This is a genomic window from Micromonospora sp. NPDC000663, from assembly GCF_042898105.1.
Lineage (GTDB): Bacteria > Actinomycetota > Actinomycetes > Mycobacteriales > Micromonosporaceae > Micromonospora.
In genome coordinates, this window is record NZ_JBIAYR010000004.1 from 423,742 (window position 1) to 444,313 (window position 20,572).

Consider the following 20,572-nt stretch of genomic DNA (forward strand, 5'->3'; position numbering starts at 1 on the left):
CGCGCGCACGGCCACAGGTGTCAGTGCGGCGGGGCGGGCATCTCCGGCGGCTTGCCCCTGCTGCGGCGGAAATCCGCGTAGGCGACACCGGCGAGCACCAGCATCGCGCCGAGCGCCGCGTACAACGGCGCAAGGAACAGCACGGCGGGCGCGACGCACAGCAGGGCCAGCACGCCGCCGGGCCGCGACAGGGACACCCGGCTGAACACCTCGTACTCGAAGGAGGCCCGCCCGGTCAGGAACAGGGCCGGACCGCCGAGGATGACCGCCAGCCAGGCAGGCGGCGTCCGACCGGTCGGCTCGTGCAGCACCAGATGGAACCCGGAGGCCGTGACCACCACGCCGGCGATCATCAACAGATGGGTGTACGGGGCAGTGACCAGGAACTTGCTGGGTGACTGTGCCGCCTGGATGGCCTGCGGTAGCAGTTGGCCGGATTTGTGCACGTAGATCCGCCAGAGCAGCAGCGTGGTCAGGAACGCCACCGCGAACGCCCCGATGTTCTCCGCCTCGTTGTGCTCCATGCTGAACATCGTGCCGATGGTCAGGATGGCGTCGCCGAGGGCGATGATGAAGAACTGCTGGTAGCGCTCGGACAGGTGCTCGGCGGTGACGTTGCGCTGCTGCTCCGGCACCACCCCGAGCCCCGGCACCGGGTACGCGAGCCGGAAACCGAGGTAGTCGACGGCGAGCGCGATGCTCCAGCAGACGATCCGGGCGTCCCCGCTGACGTACGCGCCGACGATCCAGGGGACCGCCGACACGGCGAACCAGACGAAGATCCGGGCGGCCCGACGCTGGGTCTGCCGTTCGTGACGCACGATGGGCATCAGGAACAGCCCACGACCGAGATGGATCGCCACGTAGGTGGCGGCGAAGACGATCCCCCGGGCACCGAACGCCTCCGGGATCGCCGTGGTCATCAGCAGCGCGCCGAACATCACTGCGGTGATGAGCAGCTTGATCTCGTTGCGTTCCGGGTTGTACAGGTCGGTGACCAGTGTGGTGATCGCCCAGGTCCACCAGACGGCGGCCAGCAGGATCAGCGCCTGCGCGGCCCGGTGCCAGTCGAGCTGGTCGACCATGCCCCGGGAGATGAGCGCGAGGGCGACCACGTACACCAGGTCGAAGAAGAGTTCGAGAAGCGTGACCCGCCGCGGGTTCTCCGGATCGCGCACCGGGGGTCGGGACCTCGGGGCCCCGGGCTCCGGCGCGGCGAGGTGCACGTGTCGCTCCTGGGTACCGGTCGACGCGGGCGGGCCGACCGGCCCACCCTCGACCGACCGTAGCGAGCGGCCCTCGGCGTCGCCCCCGGTTCGTGCGCATTCACCCCGACCGGGGTGAGCGTCGAACGGTCCGCCGGAACGGGCGAGCCCCCGGCCGACAGTCGTGTGTGACCGTCGACCAGGGGCTCGGCGGAAGGTCAGCCCTGGCTGCCGTCCGACAGCACGGCGACGATCTCGTCCCCGGCGCCGGCCAGGACGCGGGCCTGCTGCGGCCAGCTGGCCAGCCCGGGCGCGGCGCGCAGGCCGGCCGCCCGGATCAGGTCGCGCAGCGCCTGCTCGTCCAGCTCACCGAGCTGGCGGTACGTGCGCACGCCGGCGGCCTGGAGCGCCGCCGCCATCTTCGGTCCGATGCCCTGGATCCGGCGGAAGTCGTCGGCCGGGCCGGACAGGTCGGTCTCCGCAGCGCTGGGCACGCTCTCGGAGAGCGGGCGTACCGGTGGCGTGGCCGTGGCGGCCGGCCGCACCGGCGGCGTGGCCCGCACCGGCTCCGGGTCGGCGTCCGTCGTCTCGCCGGCCACCGGGGTGGGCGTCGGGTCGGCGGGCGTGACCGTGGCACGGTCGGTCTCGTCCGCGTCCGCGTCGGCCTCGCGCGGCGCGGCATCCGGCTCGGTAGCCGGAACCTCAGCCGCCGGGACCTCGACCTGCGGAACCTCGGCCACGGGCGCGTCGGCCTGCGGAACCTCGGCCACGGGCGCGTCGGCCTGCGGAACCTCGGCCACGGGCGCGTCGGCCTGCGGAACCTCGGCCACCGGCGCACCGGTCTGCGGAGCGTCGGCCGGAGTCGCGTCGGCCGGGGTGGAGTCGGCGGACGTGGTGTCGGTGGACGCGAGGTCGTCCGCCGGCGGGCGCGGGGCGACGACTGTCGCCGGCGCGGGCTGCTCCTGGGCCGACACCGGCTCGGGGGCGGGCTCCGTGATCGGCTCACCCGCGTCGGACCGGTCGGCGGCGGGCACGGGCGGCGGGGCCTCGGTCAGTGCCATGTCGGCCGGGTCGACGGCCGCCGGTGTGTGCACCGGCGCGGTGTCCTCGGACGCGGTTACCGCGGCCGGGGCGCTGATCGTGTCGACAGGGCTGGGCTCGTCGGCGACCGCCCTCGGCGCCGGGTCGACGGTCGCCGCCGGGCGGGCGACGTCGGTGGTGGCCGGAGGCGTCGGCGTGGCGATGTCCGCCAGCCCCGCCACCGGATCACCGTCCACGATCGACGGACCTGGCCCGCCGTCCCGCCGGCCGCGCAGCAGCCACCCACCCGCCACGCCGAGCAATACAGCCAATACCACTATCAGAGAGTGTCCGATAGACCACGCCACGGCGAACCTCCCTCTCACGTCGTCGGAAAAGTCACGAGAAAAACTCGCCGCAGCTTCGCACACGCGTCAGAACGACGACAGAGAGGACCGGCCGGTGCCGGCGCGGGTGGGACGGTCGGTGCCTGCGGTGCCCGACAGGTGACGTAGCGTCGCGCCGGAGACGCGAAAACCCGGGCCCACAGGGATGCGGGCCCGGGTCGGTGACGACTGTCAGTCCTGGTCGCCCTCGTAGGTGTGGAAGTCGTCGACGAACCTCTGGCGTAGCCGCGGTACCCGGCTTGTCACTCCGAAGTAGCCGCGTGCGCCGAGCAGCGCGAGTCGACCCACCACCGGCCGGTACATCCGATCCTCGCCGCTGGTGCCGCTGCGGTTCAGTGACTCGGTGACCCGTGCGAAGCCGTACGGCACCATTGCCGCCTCGTAGTCGGCGACCGCCTGCACCAGGGTCTTGTCGCCGGCGGTGGCCTGGACGAGTTCCCGACAGAGCAGCCGCGCGTCGCGCAGCGCGGTGTTCGCGCCCACCCCGCGTCCCGGCGTCATGGTGTGGATGGCGTCGCCGAGCAGGGTGACGGTGCTGCTCTTCCAGGGCGGCACCGGCTCGGAGGTGCTCACCTTGATGGGCAGGGCGCTGTCCGGATCGCTGAGCGTCAACAGCTCCCGCAGGTGCGGATGCCAGTTCCCGGTGAGGTCCAGGGCGACGCGCTTGAGGTCCTCGCCGCGCCGGCGCATGACGTCGGCGGGGAACCGGCGGGCGGCACTCCAGATGATCAGGTTGATGTTGTCAGTGGTGGTGTCATGGGCCAGGCCGGGCCAGTTCCGCAGCAGCGCGGCGTCGGGGTCGCTGACCCCCGGCTTCATCGCCCGGTCGGCGTCCCACCTGAACTCCATCACGTGCAGCACACCCATCGTCCCGCCGGCCCCGAAGATCAGCGAGATGCCCTGGCGGACCCGCTCCGGTACGAGGGCGCGGGTGTGCGCGGTCAGCGGGATCCGGGTCGCGATGTTGATGGTGCCCGCGTCGCGGGTCACGGCGTGCGGCAGGTACTGGTGGCGTACGGCGGAGTGGGTGCCGTCCGCCGCCACCAGCAGGTCGCCGGTGGCGCTGGTGCCGTCGGCGAAGTGGGCGGTGACCGTCCCGTCGTCACGCTGCTCGTACCTGATGAAGGTCTTGTCGAAGTGCACCACGTCGGTCAGGCCGGTCAGCAGGACCTGGCGCAGCACCATCCGGGCCACCGAGTGTTCGGTGTGCTCCGGGGCGGCGTCCGGTCGCAGCTCAAACGAGGCGGTCTGACGCAATCCCTGCGTGACCACGTTGAAGTAGCGCGGCGGCCGGGCGCAGGTGGCCAGGAAGGTGGCGAACAACTCCGGCGGGAGACATTCGCGCAGCGCCCGGCTGCCGGTCGGGCCGATGCCCACCCGGTAGCCGAGCAGCCCCTCCGCGCGGTGGCGGTGTCGCTCGTAGACGGCGACGCTGATCCCGGCACGCTGCAGCCCGTGCGCCAGGCACAGGCCGCCGGTGCCGGCGCCGATGATCAGGACGTGCGGCGCGCCGGACACGTCAGCCCGCCGGGTGCGCCGCGGGCGCGTCGGCGGCGTCCCACCTGTAGAAGCAGCCGGCGATCGCGTCGCGGGGGGAGCGCCAGGTCGGCAGGTACGGCGAGGTGTGCGCCGAGAGCCGTTCGTTCACCTGCTGAAAGAGCGGGTGGTTGCGGGCGGACGCGAGCGCGTCCGGGTCGACGTCGGAGGTCTCCATCAGGTGCACGTACAGGTCGTGCAGGCAGTACAGGGACCGGTGCGTGACGCCGGTCAGGCTGGGGAGCTCGGTGGCGTCGGATTCGGCGAAGATCTGCGCGACCCGCCCCTCCGCGCCCGGGATGATCCGGCTGACGATCAGTAGACGACTCATGGGACCCCTTTCGCCGGTGGCTCACCCGATCCACGGGACCGGCGACCACGTGCTCTGTGCGCCCACCGTGCCGCAGCGCCTGTCACATCGCCGTCACGTGCGCCGGCCGGCCGGTGACGGACGGTCGGCGGGCTCGGCGGCGGGCTCCCGGGTGGCTCGGCGGATCGGGGCGAGGGTGTCGTCGAGCAGGGCGCTCATCGCCGGGCTGGGCTCCAGGCGCAGCTCCCGGCGCAGCAGGTCGCGGTAGACGTAGAAGGCGTGCACGGCCTCGAAGGCGTTGCCCTCGGCGAGGTGGATGCGTACGACCAGCCGGTGCGGGGTCTCGCGCAGCGGCTCGGCGGCCATCGCCTCAAGCGCGGCCTCGAGGGCCTCGCCGTGCCGGCCCGCGGCGAGGTGCTGCCCGGCGACCTGCTCCAGCATGTGCAGGCGTAGCTGGCGCAGTCGCTCCCGGTCCAGCAGCACCCAGTCGTCGTACCAGCCGGGCAGCAGATCGTGCCGGCCCGCGGCGAGGGCCCGTGCGGTGCACGGATCGTCGCCGTCGCGGACCCGTGCGGCCGTTCCGACAAGCTCGTCCACGTCGAGCCGGACGGCCGGACCGAGGCGTACGGTGTCGCCGGCCACGGACATCGGGCAGCACGGGTCCTGCCGCAGCCGCCACAGGGCGGTGCGCAGCGACGACAGGGCGCGCTCCTCGGAGACGTCGGGCCACAGCAGGCCGGCGAGTTGGCTGCGGGTGGCGCCGGGGCGCAGCCCGACAAGCGCGATCACCCGTTGCAGCCCGCGTGGCACCACGACGGGCACGGTGCCGCGCAGCAGCCGGAAACCGCCGAGCAGGTGCAGCGAGACGCCGCCCTCGGGCGGATCTCCGGCGGTCGGCACGGACGGATCAGCGGCCACGGCGGCACCCCCTGCGGAACGCTCGTCCCGACTGTCTGCTGTGTCCCGGATCGGCTGCCCGTGACACCACTGTCGACCGCACCGACGGGGTGCGACCACTGCTGCGCGGACGCGGCCCCGCCCGCCGGGGCCGCCGGGCTGACCACGGTGAAGATTATCAATAGCGGTCACAGTGAGTCAACGGTTCGTGGACCTTCTACCGACCTTCGCAACCATGAGATCGGTTCTGAACTGGTCAAACACTTATCGATCTCCTCCGCGCGCGCATAGCTGATACACAGGTTGCGTCAACGCAGCGTCACCGACGAGCGTCCCCAACCGGCCCGGCGCGGTGACGCCGTGGTGACGAGGACTCCCGCATCGTGTCGGCAGTCGTCCAGCGCGTCCGGGGCCACCCGCCGCCGGCCCGGACGCCGTGGGGGGAGGCCCAACCATGGACCGATCGCTGATCGTCGCGAAGGTCGTCCCGACCGCCGAGGAGCGGGTCGCCGAGATCTTCGCCGAGTCGGACGCGACGGAGCTGCCACGCCTGGTCGGCGTCCGGCACCGCTCGCTGTACCGGCTGCACGACCTCTACGTGCACCTGCTGGAAACCGACCAGCCGGCGCAGGGGGCCGTGGAGGCCGCCCGCGACCACCCCGAGTTCATCCGGGTCAGTGACCGGCTGCGCCCGTACGTCTCGCCGTACCTGCCGACGTGGCGCTCGCCGCGCGACGCGATGGCGCAGTGCTTCTACCGGTTCGACGCCGCCGACGCCGGGCGGCGGTCGTGACCGCCACCGCACCGCGCGAGGAGCAGCTCTGGTCGCGCTGCGCCGGCTGCGCCAGCCTGCTCTACCGCAAGCGGTTGCGGCGCAACCTCGACGTCTGCCCCGAGTGCGGCGCGCACGCCCGGCTCGGCGCTCCGGAACGCCTGCGCCAGCTCGTCGACCCGGGATCGCTGCGCCCGCTGCCCGACCGGCTGCCCGAGGCCGACCCGATCGACTTCGTCGACGTGCTTCCGTACCCGCACCGGCTCACCGCCGCGCGCACCAGCACCGGGCTGTCCGAGGCGGTGGTCTGCGGCACCGCCACCATCGGCGGGCACCCGGCCGTGCTCGCGGTGATGGACTTCCGCTTCCTCGGCGGCAGCCTCGGCTGCGCCGTCGGGGAGCTGATCACCCAGGCCGCTGAACGGGCCCTGGACGACGGCGTCCCGCTCATCCTGGTCACCGCCTCCGGCGGGGCGCGGATGCAGGAGGGCGTCCTGTCGTTGATGCAGATGGCCACCGTCAGCCAGGCCATCGCCGCCCTGCGCGAGGCGGGTCTGCTCACGGTCAGCGTGCTTACCGACCCGACCTACGGCGGGGTGGCGGCGTCGTTCGCCACCAACACCGACCTGGTGCTCGCCGAGAGCGGCGCCCGGATGGGTTTCGCCGGCCCCCGAGTGATCCGGCAGGTCACCGGCCGGGCGCTGCCGGAGGGCTTCCAGACCGCCGACTTCCTGCTGCGCCACGGCCAGGTCGACATGGTGGTGCAGCGCCGGTCCCTGCGGGGACGACTCATGGCGCTGCTCGCCGCGACCGGCTCCGCCCGTCCGCCCCGCTCGGCCGTACCCCGGCAGGAGTCGGCGCCGTGCCGCGAGCGTCTCGCCGACGCGCCGGTCGCCGAGCCGGTGCCGGCCGACCGCGACGCGTGGGACACCGTGCGGGTCGCCCGCCACCCCGGCCGACCGACCACGCTGGACTATCTCGACTCCGTCTTCGACGGGTTCGTCGAACTGCACGGCGACCGGCTCGGCGCGGACTGCCCGGCCGTCGTCGGAGGAGTGGCCCGGCTGGACGGGCGGCACGTGATGGTGATCGGCCACCAGAAGGGGCACACCACCGCCGAACTCGTCGCGCGCAACTTCGGCATGGCCAGCCCGGCCGGGCACCGCAAGGCGCTGCGGCTGATGCGCCTCGCCGCCCGGCTCGGCCTGCCGGTGATCACCCTCGTCGACACCCCCGGCGCCGACCCGGGGGTGGGCGCCGAGGAACAGGGCCAGGCGGCGGCCATCGCGGAGAACATCCTCACCCTCACCGTGCTGCCCACCCCGGTGCTCGCGGTCGTCACCGGTGAGGGTGGCAGTGGCGGCGCGTTGGCCCTCGCGGTCGCCGACCGGGTGCTGATGCTGGAACACGCCGTCTACTCGGTGATCAGCCCGGAGGGCTGCGCGGCCATCCTCTGGCCGGACCGGTCCGCGGCGCCGCAGGCCGCCCGCGCGCTGCGACTGACCGCGCCCGACCTGTGCCGGCTCGGCGTGATCGACGAGGTCGTGCCCGAGCCGACCCCGGCCGCGCACGACGACCCGGCGGAGACCGCGCGCCGGCTGCGCGCCGCCCTGCTGGCGAACCTGCTGCCCCTGCTGGACGTGCCGACCGCGACGCTGGTCCGCCGCCGCCGGCAACGGTTCCGCCGGTTCGGCGCGGCGCGCGCCACCTTCCGGGTTGGTGCCCGGTGACCGCCACGAGCGACCGGGCCGTGTCGAGCAACGGGCACGGCGGGCCGCCGCCCGACGCGCCGGACGGACACCGGCCCGACGAGACGGCCGGCGGCGAGGAGGTGCTGGCCGGGCTGCGCCGGCAGGCACGGCACCTCGTCGCCGAGCTGACCGGGCCGGTGCGCCGGATCCGGTTGCGCAGCGGGTCGACGGTGCTGGAGGTGGAGTGGCACCCGGGCGAGGCGGCGCGCGCCGACGTACACCCGGAGCCGCCGCCGGTCCCGGTGCCGCCGGTCCCGCCGGCGCCCGGCCCGCCGCCGGCGCTGATCCGGCCGTCGGTGCCCGGACGCGCGGCCGTGCGGGCACCGATCGTCGGCACCTTCTACCGGTCCCCGGAGCCCGGCGCGGCGCCGTTCGTCGCGGTCGGCGACCTGGTCCGGCCGGGTCAACCGATCGCCATCGTCGAGGCCATGAAGCTGATGAACGAGGTCACCGCCGACCGCGCCGGCCGGGTGACAGCGATTCTCGTCGAGGACGGCCAGCCGGTCGAGTACGACCAGCCGCTGGTCGAACTGGAACCGGCCTGACGGCGCGGGTGGGTGAGCATGTTCGAGACCGTGCTGATCGCGAACCGGGGCGAGATCGCGCTGCGGGTGCTGCGGGCCTGCAAGGAGCTCGGCGTCCGCACGGCGGTGGTCTACTCCGCCGCCGACGCCGACTCGCCGGCCGTCCGGCTCGCCGACCAGGCCGTCCGGATCGGACCGCCGACGAGCCGACGCAGCTACCTCAACCCCGCCGCCATCGTCGAGGCGGCCCGGCAGGTGGGCGCGCAGGCCGTACACCCCGGCTACGGGTTCCTCTCCGAGGACGCCGACTTCGCCGAGATCTGCGCCGACAACGGGCTGATCTTCATCGGCCCGCCACCGGCGGTGATGGCGGCGTTGGCGGACAAGTCCTCGGCCCGGGCCCTGATGAGCCGCGCCGGCCTGCCACTGCCGGCGGGAAGCGTCGCGCCGGTGCCGACAGTGGCGGCGGCGGCCGAGGTGGCCGACACCGTCGGCTACCCGGTGATCGTGAAGGCCGCCGCGGGTGGCGGCGGCCGGGGGATGGCTGTGGTGCGCACCCCCGCCGAACTACCCCGGGTGTACGCCCGCACCCGCGCCGCCGCGCAGGCCGCGTTCGGCGACGACCGGGTGTACGTCGAGCGGTACCTCACCGAGGCGCGGCACGTCGAGGTGCAGGTGCTGTGTGACTCGCACGGCAACGGCGTGCACCTGGGCACCAGGGACTGCTCGGTGCAGCGCCGGCACCAGAAGCTCATCGAGGAGGCGCCCGCCCCGGCGCTGCCCGCCGGCGTCCTGGACGCCATCGCGGAGACCGCGCTGCGCGGCGCGCTCGAGGTCGGCTTCGTCGGCGCGGGCACGCTTGAGTTCCTTGTCGACGCCGAGGAGCGGTTCCACTTTCTGGAGATCAACTGCCGGATCCAGGTGGAGCATCCGGTCACCGAGATGGTCACCGGCATCGACCTGGTGCACGAGCAGCTGCACATCGCCGCCGGGGTGCCGCTGCGCTGGCGGCAGGAGGAGATCCGCCTGCACGGCGTCGCCGTGGAGTGCCGCGTCAACACCGAGGACCCGGCGCACGGCTTCGCGCCCACCCCGGGCCGGTTGGAGCGGTTCACCCCGCCCGGCGGCCCCTTCACCCGGGTCGACACCCACGCCAGCGCGGGCTACGTGATCGGCCCCTGGTACGACTCGCTGCTCGCCAAGGTCGTCGTGTGGGCGCCCGACCGGGAGTTGGCGCTCAACCGGCTCGAACGCGCCCTGGAGGAGTTCGACATCGCCGGGCCGGGCGTACGCACCACCATCCCGTTCGTACGGCGGGTGCTCGACGACGCCGCGTTCCGCAAGGGCCGCTACACCACAGGCCTGGTCGACCGCCTGCTCGCCGCGCCCGCACCGGCGCCCGCGCGGCGGCCGACAGGCACACCCGCACCCCGCCCCGCGCCCGCCGCGGAGCCCGACGTATCCAACCGGAGGAACCGATGACCGTCACCCATGGTCGCCCGATGACAGCCGAGATCACCGACATCCTGGTGGCGCACTGCGGCCTGGACGCCGAGGCCGCCGCCCGGGCGCCAGCCGCCTCGCTGGAGGAACTGGGCATGGACTCCCTCGCCCTACTGGAGCTGTCCGCTGTCGTCGCCGACCGGTGGCGGGTGACCATCGGGGAGCAGGCCGGGCAGCTGAGCATCCCGGCGGTCGCCGACCTGGTCGCCCGCCGCGTCGACCCGCCCGGACACACCGAGAACGACGTGCTCATCGACGCGCCGCTGCCGGTGGTCTGGGAGGTCACCAACGACGTGGCGAGCTGGACCGAGCTGTTCACCGAGTACGCGGTGGTGGAGATCCTGCACCGCGACGGGCACACCGTGCGGTTCCGGCTCACCATGTACCCCGACGAGAACGGGGTGTCGTGGAGCTGGGTCAGTGAACGCACCGCCGACCCGGTGAGCCACCAGGTCCGCGCGCACCGCGTCGAGACCGGGCCGTTCGAGTACATGCGGATCCACTGGCGGTACTCCGAGGAGGCCGGCGGCACCCGGATGACCTGGACGCAGGACTTCGCCATGAAGCCGACCGCGCCCGTCGACAACGCCGGCATGACCGAGCGGATCAACACCAACAGCGTCATCCAGCTCGCGGTGATCAAGGACCGGGTGGAGCGGATCGCCCGCCAGCGCGCCGAGCAGGACCGCCCGGCTGCCGGCGGCGAGCCGACGGAGGCCGGCGATGAGTGACCTCGGCACGCGGCCGATCGCCGCGGCGGACGTACCCGCCGACCGTCGGCGCGGCGGTGAGCTGCGGGTGCTGCTCGGCCCCCGCACCGTCGGCAGCACCTCCGGCTTCCTCGGCGTGGCCACGCTCGCGCCGGGGGAGCGGATCGCCGAGCACTACCACACGTACAGCGAGGAGTTCCTGTACGTGGCCCGTGGCGCGATCACCGTCGACCTGGACGACCAGCCGACGCTGCTGGCCGCCGGCGAGGCGCTGTTCGTGCCGGTGAACGTGCGGCACCGACTGCGCAACACAGGCGTCGAACCGGCCGAGGTGGTCTTCCACCTGGGCCCCTTGGCGCCCCGCCCCGAGCTGGGGCACGTCGACACCGAGTTGGTCGAGGCGTCGTGACCGGGCGCCGCACGGTGGTGACCGGCGTCGGGGTGGTCGCCCCCGGCGGCGCCAGCCGGGACCGCTTCTGGAAGACCATCACCGAGGGGCGTACGGCCACCCGGCGGATCAGTTTCTTCGACCCGTCGCCGTTCCGCTCCCAGATCGCCGCCGAGTGCGACTTCGACCCGGTCGCCGCCGGGCTGACCGACGCCGAGCGGCGCCGCGCCGACAGGTACGTGCAGTTCGCCCTGGCCTGCTCGGCCGAGGCGGTCGCCGACGCCGGCCTGGTGCTCACCGACGCCGAGCGGGACCGGGCCGGGGTGGTGCTCGGCACGGCCGTGGGCGGCACGATGGCCCTGGAACAGGAGTACGTCACCGTCAGCGACAACGGTCGACGGTGGCTTGTCGACGCGGCACGCGGTGGTCCGTACCTGTACCAGGCGTTGGTGCCCAGCAGCCTCGCCGCGGACGTGGCCTGCCGGCACGGGCTGCACGGCCCGGCGCAGGTCGTCTCCACCGGCTGCACCTCTGGCATCGACGCCATCGGCTACGCCCACCAGCTGATCGTGGACGGTGAGGCCGACGTGGTGTTGGCCGGCGCCGCCGACTCGCCGATCTCACCGGTGACCGTCGCCTCGTTCGACGCGATCAAGGCGACCAGCCCGGACAACGACGACCCGGCGCACGCCTCGCGCCCCTTCGACGCCGACCGGCACGGCTTCGTGCTCGCCGAGGGCGCGGCAGTGCTGGTGCTGGAGGAGGCCGGGCGCGCCCGGCGGCGCGGGGCGCACGTCTACTGCGAGGTCGCCGGTTACGCCAGCCGCAGCAACGGCTACCACATGACCGGGCTGCGCCCGGACGGGCTGGAGATGGGCCTCGCCGTCACCGACGCGCTGCGGCAGGGCGGCATCGCACCGGAGCAGGTCTCCTACATCAGCGCGCACGGCTCGGGCACCCGGCAGAACGACAGGCACGAGACCGCCGCGTTCAAACGGGCCCTGGGCCAGGCCGCGTACCGGGTGCCGATCAGTTCGATCAAGTCCATGGTGGGGCACTCCCTCGGCGCGATCGGGTCGATCGAGATGGCCGCCTGCGCCCTCGCCATCGAGTTCGGGGTGGTGCCGCCGACCGCGAACTGGAGCAGCCGGGACCCGGAGTGCGACCTGGACTACGTACCGAACGAGGCGCGGGAGGTCCCGGTGGACGTGGCGCTGTCGGTGGGCAGCGGATTCGGCGGGTTCCAGTCGGCGATGGTGTTCCGCCGCCGGCCCCCGGCGGTGGCGGCGTGAGCGGCGGCCCGGCGGTGGCCGGGTGACGGCCCGGGCGGTGGTGACGGGCATCGGCGTGGTCGCCCCCAGCGGCGTCGGCGCGGACGCGCACTGGCGCACCGTGCTGGCCGGCGCCCGTCGTACCGGCCCGATCACCCTGTTCGACCCGGCCGGCTACCCGACCCGGTACGGCGGGCAGGTGCCCGACTTCACGGCCGGCTCCTACGCCGACAGCCGCCAGCTGGTGCAGACCGACAGGTGGACGCACCTGGGCTTCGCCGCCACCCGACTCGCACTCGCCGACGCCGGCCTGCCCGAACGGGCGCCCGATCCGTACGGCTACGCGGTGACCCTGGCCAGCTCCTCGGGGGGCAACCTGTTCGGTCAGCGGGAGCTGCAACGGCTCTGGGGTGGCCCGTCGCGCACGGTCGGGGCGTACCAGTCGATCGCCTGGTTCTACGCCGCAAGCGTCGGGCAGCTCTCCATCCACCACCAGTTCAAGGGCCCGAGCGGGGTGCTCGTCGCGGAGACCGCCGGCGGGTTGGACAGCCTGGCGCACGCCGCCAGGGCGGTACGCCGGGGAACGCCTGTGGTGATCGCCGGGGCCACCGAGTGTCCGCTGAGCCCGTACGCCCTGGCCTGCCAGCTGCGCTCCGGGTTGCTCAGCGACGTCGACGATCCGCAGCGGGCGTACCGGCCGTTCGGCGCCTCGGCCAGCGGCTACCTGCCGGCCGAGGGCGGCGCGGTGTTCGTGGTGGAGGAGCTGGGGCACGCGTTGGCGCGGGGCGCCCGGATCTACGGCGAGGTGAGCGGCTGGGGCTCCACCCACGACGCCGCGCACACCACCGCGGACAGCGCCGGTGACGTGGGGCAGTACGCGCGGGCGATGCGCCTCGCCCTGGACCGGGCCGACGTCGCGGCGGCGGGGATCGACGTGGTGCTGCCCGACGCACTGGGTGTGCCCCGCTACGACCGCAGCGAGGCCGAGGCGCTGCGTGCCGTCTTCGCCGACCGGCCGCCCCCGGTGACGACCCAGAAGCCGTTGACCGGGCGGGCGCACCAGGGCGGGTCGGCGCTGGACGTGGCCACGGCGCTGCTCGCCTTCGCGCACGACACGCTTCCCGCGTCCGCCGGCCCGGACGAGGTGGCCGACGGATGTGAGCTGGACTTCCTGCGCGAGCACCGGCGGCCCCGCAGTCGGCTCGCGCTGGTCTGCGCGCGGGGGTTCGACGGGTTCAACAGCGCGCTTGTCCTGCGCGGGGCAGCGCCGACGAGGAGAGAGACGCCATGACCGAACAGCGGGCCCGGGTGGTCTTCCTGGTACGGGTGCCGGTGCCGCGCACCGAGCAGTTCCTCGCCGCGTACGAGCAGGTGCGGCATCTGGTCGCGGACGGTGTGCCGGGGCACCTGGTCGACCAGGTGTGCCGCTCGTCGACCGATCCGGAACAGTGGCTGATCACCAGTGAGTGGGAGAGCCTCGCGGACTTCGAGAGCTGGGAACGCAGCCCGGAGCACCGGGACCTGGTGCGCCCGATGCGGGAGTGCTTCACCGACGCCCGCTCGCTGCGCTTTCACATCCACGCCCAGACACCGGCGCTCGCGCCCGGCTGACCAGGCAACCGATTTGCCACCGGCCGGTCGTCTCCAACCACGGCGGCCGGCGACCTCGTGGGTTGACACACCGCGTTCACCGGATGGCAATGCGCGACGGCCCGCGTTCCGCCGTCCTGGGTGGACGGTCATAATGGGCCGCATGGTTGCCTGGGAGTACGCCTTGCTCGTCCGTCGCTATCAGGGACAGGGCCGCAATTTCCACGTCTCGTTCGTCTGGTACGGCCCAGACGGCTCGCGCAAGGACATCACCGCCTACGGCGACACCGCCATCGCGCACCTCAACCGCGCGGGCCGGGAGGGCTGGGAGCTGGTCTCCGCCGCCGAGGACGTGAACAACGTCCAGGGCAGCACCGAGGTCCACCGCTACCACCTCAAGCGCCCGCTGAACTGACCCGCCCGGTCGCCCGCCCGACACGTCGGGCGGGCGACCGGGTCGGGCCACGACCGCGCGGTCAGGACAGGTCGATGCCGGGGTAGAGCGGGTGGGGGGCCAGCAGGTCGGTGGCCTGGCGGGAGATCTTGTCGGCCAGGGCCGGGTCCAGTGCGTACTTGGCCTTGGACGGGGTGCCGTCGCTGTTGGCGGCGGCGGTCGTCTGGGTGAGCACGGTGTGGATCAGCTCCGCGGTCTGGTCCATCTCGGCAGTGCCCAGGCCCCGCGTGGTCAGCGCCGGGGTGCCGATCCGGATGCCTGAGGTGTACCAGGCGCCGTTCGGGTCCTGCGGGACCGAGTTGCGGTTGGTGACGATGCCGGAGTCGAGCAGCGCCTGCTCGGCCTGCCGGCCGGTGAGCCCGTAGCCGGACACGTCGATGAGCACCAGGTGGTTGTCGGTGCCGCCGGTGACGAGGGTCGCGCCCCGGCGCAGCAGCCCGTCGGCGAGGGCCTGCGCGTTGTCCACGATCCGCTGGGCGTAGTCGGCGAAGTCGGGGCGGCGGGCCTCGGCCAGGGCGACGGCCTTCGCGGCCATCACGTGCGGCAGCGGACCACCGAGCACCATCGGGCAGCCCCGGTCCACCTGGTCGGCCAGTTCCGGCTGGCACAGCACCATACCGCCGCGCGGGCCGCGCAGCGACTTGTGGGTGGTGGTGGTGACGATGTGTGCGTGCGGCACCGGGTCGAAGTCGCCGGTGAACACCCTGCCGGCCACCAGGCCGGCGAAGTGCGCCATGTCGACCATGAAGGTGGCGCCGACCGAGTCGGCGATCTCCCGCAGGATCCGGAAGTTCACCTTCCGGGGGTACGCGGAATACCCGCCGACGAGGATCAGCGGCTTGAACTCGCGGGCCGCCTCGGCGACCCGGTCGTAGTCGATCAGCCCGGTCGCCGGGTCGGTGCCGTAGCTGCGCTGGTCGAACATCTTGCCGGAGATGTTCGGGCGGAAGCCGTGGGTGAGGTGACCGCCGGCGTCCAGCGACATGCCGAGCATCCGCTGGTTGCCCAGCTCGCGGCGCAGCGCGAACCAGTCCGCCTCGCTGAGGTCGTTGACCTGGCGCACCTGCGCCTTCTTCAGCGCGGGGGACTCCACCCGGTCGGCGAGCACCGCCCAGAAGGCCACCAGGTTGGCGTCGATGCCCGAGTGCGGCTGCACGTACGCGTGCGCGGCGCCGAACAGCTCACGGGCGTGCTCGGCGGCGAGCGCCTCGACGGTGTCGACGTTCTGGCAGCCGGCGTAGAAGCGACGCCCGACGGTGCCCTCGGCGTACTTGTCACTGAACCAGTTGCCCATCGCGAGCAGCGTCGCCGGGGAGGCGTAGTTCTCGCTGGCGATGAGCTTGAGCGACTCCCGCTGGTCGGTCAGCTCGGCGCCGATGGCGTCGGCCACCCGCGGTTCGACGGCGCGGATCACCTCGAGGGCGCTCCGGAATGCGGTGGACTCGGCGTTGTGCGACATGCGACCTCCAACAGACGTGCGGGAAGGCCCAGGCGCTCGGCAAACGTCCTCGTGACGGGGCCGCTCCCCGATGGTTGTCCATCCCCACGCGCCAGTAACGGCCCGAGCCGATCCTACCGGGCCGGTCGCGGCGTGCCCGGTCCGACCTCCGGACGCGACCCGCCGACATGGTTGGACGGCCCGCCCCAGGGCACTCGGTAGGTGACTGCCGCACCGGGCGGTGCGGTCGCCGTCCGCACGAGAGGGAGTCGACACCATGACCACACCCACCTCCGACCGGCCGCTCGCCGTCGTGACTGGGGCATCGAGCGGGATCGGGTACGAGTTGGCGGCGCAGTTCGCCGAGCACGGCTTCGACCTGGTCATCGCCGCGCCGGACGACGGGATCGACGCGGCGGCACAGAAGCTGCGCCGCGACGGCGGCCCGCAGATCCGCCCGATCCGCGTCGACCTGGCCCGTGAGCAGGGGGTGGAGGACCTGGTTGCCGCCGTCGCGGCGACCGGGCGTCCGCTGGACGCGCTGGCGCTCAACGCCGGTCGGGGCGCCGGTGGCGCCTTCGTCGGGGGCACCGATCTGCGCGACGAGCTGGAGATCGTCGACCTGAACGTGCGCTCGACGGTGCACCTGGCCAAGCTGCTGCTGCCCGCGATGGTCGAGCGGGGTACGGGCCGGGTGCTCTTCACCTCGTCGATCGCCGCCACCATGCCGGGGCCGTTCCAGGCGGTCTACAACGCGTCGAAGTCGTTCGTGCAGTCCTTCGCCGAGGCCCTGCGCAACGAGCTGAAGGACACCGGCGTCACGGTGACCGCGCTGATGCCCGGGCCGACCGACACCGCGTTCTTCGAGCGGGCCGACATGCAGGACACCCGGGTGGGCTCCGGGAAGAAGGACGACCCGGCCGAGGTCGCCGCCCAGGGCTTCGCCGCGATGATGAAGGGCGACCAGACGGTCACTGCGGGTTCGCTGTTGAACAAGGTGCAGACCGCCGCCGGCAAGATCATCCCGGACAAGCTCAAGTCCGAGCAGCACCGCCGGATGGCCGAGCCGGGCTCGGGCGACTGACCACCGTCACGCCGCGGGCGCGGTGGCACACGACGAAGGGCCCGGCAGCACGCCGGGCCCTTCGTCGTACGCGTGTGGTTCAGGCGGTAACCGCGTCGATCGCCTTCTTGATCGCCTTCGGCGCGGTGGGGGTACGCGGCGCGTCGGCGCGCAGCGCGATCATCTTCTCGCCGATCTCCTGGAGCTGCTTGCGGCCCAGCGCCTCGCGCACCTTGGGGAACCACTCCTCCTCTTCCTCCTCGACGTGGTGCGTCACGTTCTCGATGAGCACCGTCGTCTTGGCGTTGAAGCGCTCGTCGTCGGCACTCATGCTCGCCAGTTCGGCGCAGAGCACGTCGGCGACGTGGTGTTCCTCGTACGACTCGAGGATGTCGTCCTCCAGGTCGGGCAGCAGCCGGCGGACCTCCGGGTACATCACCTCGTTCTCCAGGTAGGTGTGCACCGTCAGGGCCTCCAGGATCTGGTCCACCAGCTTCTGTCGCTGGCTCGCCGGCCCCTCCTCGGCGTCCTGGAAGGCCTTGAACAGGCGGCGCATCTCCTTGTGGTCGTCCTTGAGCAGGACGATGGCATCGTTCGACACCGGCATGACCTCCCTGAAATCTTGTCTGGTGTGCTTGCGGTACCCCGGCGGTGAACTGCGCAAACAGGAGCAAACAGCTGATCAGACCATGGCCAGGGTGCGGGGGATCTCGTCCAGCAGTTCCCGGGCCAGGAAGCCGATCCGGCCGTACCGGGGGATCAGCCGCTGGCCGCTCACCGCGTGCGCGAACGACCCCCAGCAGGCCGCCTGCGCCGGGTCCGCGCCCCGCGACAGCAGCCCCGCCAGCAACCCGGCGAGCACGTCACCGCTGCCGGAGGTGCCCAGCCCGGCGTCGCCGCTCTCCTCCCGCCACCCCCGCCCGTCAGGCGTGGCCACGTGCCCGTAGAGCGACACCACCGCCTCGTACCGGGCGGCCAACTCGGCCGCCTCGGCGTCCAGGTCGTCGCCCGGGTCGCGACCGAGCAGGTGCCCCGCCTCGGTGACGTTCGGGGTGAGCACCACCGGCCGGCCCGAGCCGACCAGCAGGCCCGGGTCGTGACTGAGGGCGCCGAGGGCGTACGCGTCGAGCACCAGCGAGGTCTGCGGCCGGGCGGCGTCCAGGACCAGGCTCAACAGGCGGTTCGTCTCGTCGATCGCCTTCAGGCCGGGGCCGAGGGCCACCACGTCGGCCTGTGCGACCAGCTCGCCGAGCTGCCCGTCCCGGTCGGCGGCGACCGCCCCGTCGGGTGTCTCCGGCAGCCCGACCACGAGTGCCTCGGGCACCTCGATGCTGAGTGTGGCGGCGCTGGACTCGGCGGCGGCGAGCTGGAGCACCCCGGCGCCGGCGCGCAACGCGGCCACCCCGGCGAGCAGGACCGCGCCGGGGGTGAAGCGGGAACCACCGACCACAAGCACGGTGCCCCGGCTCTCCTTGCCGCCGGCCGGCACCGGCAGCGCCCAGTCCCGCAGCAGCCCCGGCGTGATCACCTTGACGTCAGACCGGCTCGGCATGGATCTCGTCCTCCCTGGTCGGCTCGGCGCCCTGCTGACGCAGGTGCTCGACATCGTTGAACGTGCTGAGCACCAGCCGGTCGTCGGCGTCCGCCGACCATTCGGTGATCGAGCAGTTGGCGATCACCTGCTGTCGCGTGAGCGCCATCAGCTCCTCCTCGGTCAACCCCTCCACCAGATAACGAAGCAGAAATACCAGCGCGTCGTGGCCGAAGAGCAGCACCCGGCAACCCTCGTGGTCACGGCGCAGGTCCCCCAGCAGCGTCCGCAGTCGTAACGCCACGTCTGTCCACGACTCCCCGCCCGGCGGCCGGTAGTAGAACTTGCCCAGCCGGGTCCGACGCTCGGCCTCGTCCGGGTAGCGTCGCCGCACCCCGTGCCCGGTCAGCCCGTCGAGGATACCCAGCTCCCGGTCACGCAGCCGTTCGTCGCGGTGGACGGGGATGTCGGTGCCGGCGAGCGCCAGCCGCGACGTCTGCACCGCCCGCAGGTACGGCGACACCACTGCCACATCCGGGCGCTTCGCGTCCGGCAGCTCCGCCAGCCAGCGGCCGGTCGCCCTGGCCTGGTCCTCGCCGGTCGGGGAGAGCGGCACGTCGGCGTCACGGTGGGTGAGATCGATCAGCTCCGCGCCCGACGCCTCGGCATGTGTCGCCGCGACGTTCGCGGTGCTCTCGCCGTGCCGGACGATCCAGAGGGTTGCCAGTTCCGCCATGCCGACCCCCTACCCGGGCGCCGTCGGCGGTAACCGCGTGGCCCGACGCCGTGCCGGGCCGGGCGGCGCCGTCGGCCTCGGGGCAGCGGCGGGACGGGTAGACGGGCGACAATGTCCCCCTACGGGGGTGGTGGACGATGACTGTCCTGCGGGGTCTGCGGGAAGCGTTCGTGTTGTTCGTGATCGCCGTGCTTGTGGTCGCGGTCGCGGCGGCGCTCTGGGTGGCGGTCGCCGGCGGTGACTTCGCGAATCGGCTGGGCATCGCGTTGATCGTGGTCGGGGCACTGTCCGGCGTGACAGGTGACCTGACGCTGAGCCGGATCGGCATGCTGGACGCCCGCTCGGCCTTCGGTGTCGCACCGGAGCGCGAGGAGGCCGGCGGGGCGCGCGTGCTCACCGGGGTCGGCATCTTTCTGTTCGTCGGGCTGCCGCTGATCCTGGTCGGTGTGCTGCTGACCACCTGACCGGCGCCGTACCCTCAGGGGCGTGGCCACGGCGGCGGAGGAAATCCAGGTGGGGGAGCGGCTGGTCCGCGTCTCCAGCCCCGACAAGCCGTACTTCCCGGAGCGCGGGCTGACCAAGCTGGACGTGGTGCGGTATTTCCTCGCGGTGGGCGACGGCATCCTGCGCGCCCTGCGGGACCGGCCCACCATGCTGGAACGCTGGCCGCGCGGTGTCTTCGAGGGCGCGACGATCGCCACCCGGCAGACCAACCGGGGTGACGCCTTCTACCAGAAGCGGCTGCCGGCGGGCGCGCCCGAGTGGGTGCGCACGGCGCATATCACCTTCCCCAGTGGCCGTACCGCGGACGAGGTGGCACCCAGTGAGCTGGCCGTGGTGATCTGGGCGGCCAACCTGGGCACCCTGCGCTTCCACCCGTGGCCGGTGAGTGCCGCCGACGTGGAACGACCGGACCAGCTGCGCATCGACCTGGACCCGATGCCCGGTGTCGGCTTCGAGCAGGTGGTGCCGGTGGCCCGGGAGGTGCGCGCGTTCCTCGCCGAGCTGGGCCTGACCGGCTACCCGAAGACCACAGGCGGGCGGGGCCTGCACGTGTACCTGTCGATCGAGCCGCGGTGGAGCTTCGGCGAGTGCCGTCGGGCGGTCCTCGCGCTGGGCCGCGAGATGCAGCGCCGTCTGCCGGACCTGGTCACCACCACCTGGTGGCGGGAGCAGCGGGACCGGCCGGTCTTCGTCGACTACAACCAGATGTCGCGGGACCACACGATGGCCTCGGCGTACTCCATCCGGCCCACGCCCCGGGCGCTGGTGTCGGCGCCGCTGGACTGGGCGGAGCTGGACGACGCCCGGCCGGAGGACTTCGACGTGCTGTCCGTGCCGGCCCGCTTCGCCGAGCGCGGCGACCCGCACGCGGGTCTGGACGGCGACAGGTTCTCGTTGGAGCCGCTGCTGGAGTTGGCCGATCGGGAGGGCCTGGAGGCCCCGCCCGAGCGGTGAGCCCGCCC

The 20,572-nt window shown here is 73.1% G+C and carries 22 protein-coding genes and 1 riboswitch; of the genes, 13 read left to right on the forward strand and 9 right to left on the reverse strand.

What is annotated here, in order from left to right; translation table 11 throughout:
• Positions 1 to 20: 20 nt before the first annotated feature.
• The 5 genes from ACFY1S_RS17450 to ACFY1S_RS17470 all read right to left on the reverse strand — a co-directional run bounded on the left by ACFY1S_RS17450 (position 21) and on the right by ACFY1S_RS17470 (position 5,396).
• Positions 21 to 1,178, reverse strand: a complete 1,158-nt coding sequence (locus tag ACFY1S_RS17450) for a low temperature requirement protein A (RefSeq protein ID WP_387118749.1) — start codon at positions 1,176 to 1,178, stop codon at positions 21 to 23.
• 245 nt (positions 1,179 to 1,423) lie between these two features.
• Complete coding sequence (locus ACFY1S_RS17455; protein ID WP_387118752.1) at positions 1,424 to 2,563, reverse strand: hypothetical protein; 1,140 nt, start codon at positions 2,561 to 2,563, stop codon at positions 1,424 to 1,426.
• 240 nt (positions 2,564 to 2,803) lie between these two features.
• A complete protein-coding gene (locus ACFY1S_RS17460) occupies positions 2,804 to 4,150 on the reverse strand; it encodes an FAD-dependent oxidoreductase (protein ID WP_387118755.1) in 1,347 nt (448 codons plus the stop codon).
• A 1-nt stretch (position 4,151) separates the two neighbouring features.
• The gene (locus tag ACFY1S_RS17465) at positions 4,152 to 4,499 is read right to left on the reverse strand and encodes a TcmI family type II polyketide cyclase (RefSeq protein WP_364364634.1); all 348 of its coding nucleotides are present in this window, start codon (positions 4,497 to 4,499) and stop codon (positions 4,152 to 4,154) included.
• 93 nt (positions 4,500 to 4,592) lie between these two features.
• On the reverse strand, positions 4,593 to 5,396 hold the full coding sequence (locus tag ACFY1S_RS17470) for a BTAD domain-containing putative transcriptional regulator (RefSeq protein ID WP_364364637.1): 804 nt from the start codon (positions 5,394 to 5,396) through the stop codon (positions 4,593 to 4,595).
• A gap of 433 nt (positions 5,397 to 5,829) precedes the next feature.
• Between ACFY1S_RS17470 and ACFY1S_RS17475 the strand changes: the two genes are divergently transcribed.
• From ACFY1S_RS17475 to ACFY1S_RS17520, 10 genes are all read left to right on the forward strand, one after another.
• A complete protein-coding gene (locus tag ACFY1S_RS17475; RefSeq protein ID WP_387118760.1) occupies positions 5,830 to 6,168 on the forward strand; it encodes a TcmI family type II polyketide cyclase in 339 nt (112 codons plus the stop codon).
• A complete protein-coding gene (locus tag ACFY1S_RS17480) occupies positions 6,165 to 7,877 on the forward strand; it encodes an acetyl-CoA carboxylase carboxyltransferase subunit alpha (RefSeq protein ID WP_387118763.1) in 1,713 nt (570 codons plus the stop codon). Before ACFY1S_RS17475 ends, ACFY1S_RS17480 begins: the two co-directional genes overlap by 4 nt.
• 101 nt (positions 7,878 to 7,978) lie before the next feature.
• On the forward strand, positions 7,979 to 8,443 hold the full coding sequence (accB, locus tag ACFY1S_RS17485) for an acetyl-CoA carboxylase biotin carboxyl carrier protein (RefSeq protein ID WP_387119321.1): 465 nt from the start codon (positions 7,979 to 7,981) through the stop codon (positions 8,441 to 8,443).
• An 18-nt stretch (positions 8,444 to 8,461) separates the two neighbouring features.
• The gene (locus tag ACFY1S_RS17490) at positions 8,462 to 9,904 is read left to right on the forward strand and encodes an acetyl/propionyl/methylcrotonyl-CoA carboxylase subunit alpha (protein WP_387118766.1); all 1,443 of its coding nucleotides are present in this window, start codon (positions 8,462 to 8,464) and stop codon (positions 9,902 to 9,904) included.
• Positions 9,901 to 10,656 (forward strand): SRPBCC family protein, encoded by a 756-nt coding sequence (locus ACFY1S_RS17495; protein ID WP_387118769.1) that lies wholly within the window; start codon positions 9,901 to 9,903, stop codon positions 10,654 to 10,656. The genes ACFY1S_RS17490 and ACFY1S_RS17495 overlap by 4 nt, the downstream gene beginning before the upstream one ends.
• Positions 10,649 to 11,044, forward strand: a complete 396-nt coding sequence (locus ACFY1S_RS17500) for a cupin domain-containing protein (RefSeq protein WP_387118772.1) — start codon at positions 10,649 to 10,651, stop codon at positions 11,042 to 11,044. The genes ACFY1S_RS17495 and ACFY1S_RS17500 overlap by 8 nt, the downstream gene beginning before the upstream one ends.
• The gene (locus ACFY1S_RS17505; RefSeq protein ID WP_387118775.1) at positions 11,041 to 12,315 is read left to right on the forward strand and encodes a beta-ketoacyl-[acyl-carrier-protein] synthase family protein; all 1,275 of its coding nucleotides are present in this window, start codon (positions 11,041 to 11,043) and stop codon (positions 12,313 to 12,315) included. Before ACFY1S_RS17500 ends, ACFY1S_RS17505 begins: the two co-directional genes overlap by 4 nt.
• A gap of 22 nt (positions 12,316 to 12,337) precedes the next feature.
• Positions 12,338 to 13,585: a beta-ketoacyl synthase N-terminal-like domain-containing protein gene (locus ACFY1S_RS17510; protein WP_387118778.1), complete on the forward strand. Its 1,248-nt coding sequence runs from the start codon at positions 12,338 to 12,340 to the stop codon at positions 13,583 to 13,585.
• Positions 13,582 to 13,905, forward strand: coding sequence for an antibiotic biosynthesis monooxygenase family protein (locus ACFY1S_RS17515; RefSeq protein WP_357991390.1), 324 nt, complete (start codon positions 13,582 to 13,584; stop codon positions 13,903 to 13,905). The genes ACFY1S_RS17510 and ACFY1S_RS17515 overlap by 4 nt, the downstream gene beginning before the upstream one ends.
• Before the next feature lie 133 nt (positions 13,906 to 14,038).
• On the forward strand, positions 14,039 to 14,299 hold the full coding sequence (locus ACFY1S_RS17520; protein ID WP_364364662.1) for a hypothetical protein: 261 nt from the start codon (positions 14,039 to 14,041) through the stop codon (positions 14,297 to 14,299).
• Positions 14,300 to 14,360: 61 nt separating this feature from the next.
• On the opposite strand, the gene ACFY1S_RS17525 is transcribed toward ACFY1S_RS17520, so the two are convergent.
• A complete protein-coding gene (locus ACFY1S_RS17525; RefSeq protein WP_387118782.1) occupies positions 14,361 to 15,797 on the reverse strand; it encodes a glycine hydroxymethyltransferase in 1,437 nt (478 codons plus the stop codon).
• Positions 15,798 to 15,816: 19 nt separating this feature from the next.
• A riboswitch (ZMP/ZTP riboswitch) is annotated at positions 15,817 to 15,906 on the reverse strand.
• A 147-nt stretch (positions 15,907 to 16,053) separates the two neighbouring features.
• Here ACFY1S_RS17525 and ACFY1S_RS17530 point away from each other — a divergent pair.
• Positions 16,054 to 16,860: an SDR family NAD(P)-dependent oxidoreductase gene (locus ACFY1S_RS17530; protein ID WP_387118785.1), complete on the forward strand. Its 807-nt coding sequence runs from the start codon at positions 16,054 to 16,056 to the stop codon at positions 16,858 to 16,860.
• Positions 16,861 to 16,939: 79 nt separating this feature from the next.
• Here ACFY1S_RS17530 and ACFY1S_RS17535 read toward each other — a convergent pair whose 3' ends face one another.
• The 3 genes from ACFY1S_RS17535 to ACFY1S_RS17545 form a co-directional block, all read right to left on the reverse strand.
• Positions 16,940 to 17,440: a hemerythrin domain-containing protein gene (locus ACFY1S_RS17535; RefSeq protein ID WP_364364671.1), complete on the reverse strand. Its 501-nt coding sequence runs from the start codon at positions 17,438 to 17,440 to the stop codon at positions 16,940 to 16,942.
• An 81-nt stretch (positions 17,441 to 17,521) separates the two neighbouring features.
• Positions 17,522 to 18,391, reverse strand: coding sequence for an NAD(P)H-hydrate dehydratase (locus tag ACFY1S_RS17540; protein WP_387118788.1), 870 nt, complete (start codon positions 18,389 to 18,391; stop codon positions 17,522 to 17,524).
• Positions 18,375 to 19,106 (reverse strand): histidine phosphatase family protein, encoded by a 732-nt coding sequence (locus ACFY1S_RS17545; RefSeq protein ID WP_364364677.1) that lies wholly within the window; start codon positions 19,104 to 19,106, stop codon positions 18,375 to 18,377. Before ACFY1S_RS17545 ends, ACFY1S_RS17540 begins: the two co-directional genes overlap by 17 nt.
• A gap of 137 nt (positions 19,107 to 19,243) precedes the next feature.
• Here ACFY1S_RS17545 and ACFY1S_RS17550 point away from each other — a divergent pair, with 137 nt between their 5' ends.
• Positions 19,244 to 19,570: a hypothetical protein gene (locus tag ACFY1S_RS17550; RefSeq protein ID WP_387118792.1), complete on the forward strand. Its 327-nt coding sequence runs from the start codon at positions 19,244 to 19,246 to the stop codon at positions 19,568 to 19,570.
• Between the two features lie 22 nt (positions 19,571 to 19,592).
• Positions 19,593 to 20,564 (forward strand): DNA primase small subunit domain-containing protein, encoded by a 972-nt coding sequence (locus ACFY1S_RS17555; protein ID WP_364364683.1) that lies wholly within the window; start codon positions 19,593 to 19,595, stop codon positions 20,562 to 20,564.
• Positions 20,565 to 20,572: the final 8 nt, after the last annotated feature.

What these genes read in the sequence shown, in the direction of transcription:
- ACFY1S_RS17465 (WP_364364634.1), bottom strand. Translation starts at nt 4,499, where the DNA reads ATGAGTCGTCTACTGATCGTCAGCCGGATCATCCCGGGCGCGGAGGGG.
- ACFY1S_RS17475 (WP_387118760.1), top strand. Translation starts at nt 5,830, where the DNA reads ATGGACCGATCGCTGATCGTCGCGAAGGTCGTCCCGACCGCCGAGGAG.
- ACFY1S_RS17490 (WP_387118766.1), top strand. Translation starts at nt 8,462, where the DNA reads ATGTTCGAGACCGTGCTGATCGCGAACCGGGGCGAGATCGCGCTGCGG.
- ACFY1S_RS17495 (WP_387118769.1), top strand. Translation starts at nt 9,901, where the DNA reads ATGACCGTCACCCATGGTCGCCCGATGACAGCCGAGATCACCGACATC.
- ACFY1S_RS17500 (WP_387118772.1), top strand. Translation starts at nt 10,649, where the DNA reads ATGAGTGACCTCGGCACGCGGCCGATCGCCGCGGCGGACGTACCCGCC.
- ACFY1S_RS17515 (WP_357991390.1), top strand. Translation starts at nt 13,582, where the DNA reads ATGACCGAACAGCGGGCCCGGGTGGTCTTCCTGGTACGGGTGCCGGTG.
- ACFY1S_RS17520 (WP_364364662.1), top strand. Translation starts at nt 14,039, where the DNA reads ATGGGCCGCATGGTTGCCTGGGAGTACGCCTTGCTCGTCCGTCGCTAT.
- ACFY1S_RS17525 (WP_387118782.1), bottom strand. Translation starts at nt 15,797, where the DNA reads ATGTCGCACAACGCCGAGTCCACCGCATTCCGGAGCGCCCTCGAGGTG.
- ACFY1S_RS17530 (WP_387118785.1), top strand. Translation starts at nt 16,054, where the DNA reads ATGACCACACCCACCTCCGACCGGCCGCTCGCCGTCGTGACTGGGGCA.
- ACFY1S_RS17540 (WP_387118788.1), bottom strand. Translation starts at nt 18,391, where the DNA reads ATGCCGAGCCGGTCTGACGTCAAGGTGATCACGCCGGGGCTGCTGCGG.
- ACFY1S_RS17545 (WP_364364677.1), bottom strand. Translation starts at nt 19,106, where the DNA reads ATGGCGGAACTGGCAACCCTCTGGATCGTCCGGCACGGCGAGAGCACC.
- ACFY1S_RS17550 (WP_387118792.1), top strand. Translation starts at nt 19,244, where the DNA reads ATGACTGTCCTGCGGGGTCTGCGGGAAGCGTTCGTGTTGTTCGTGATC.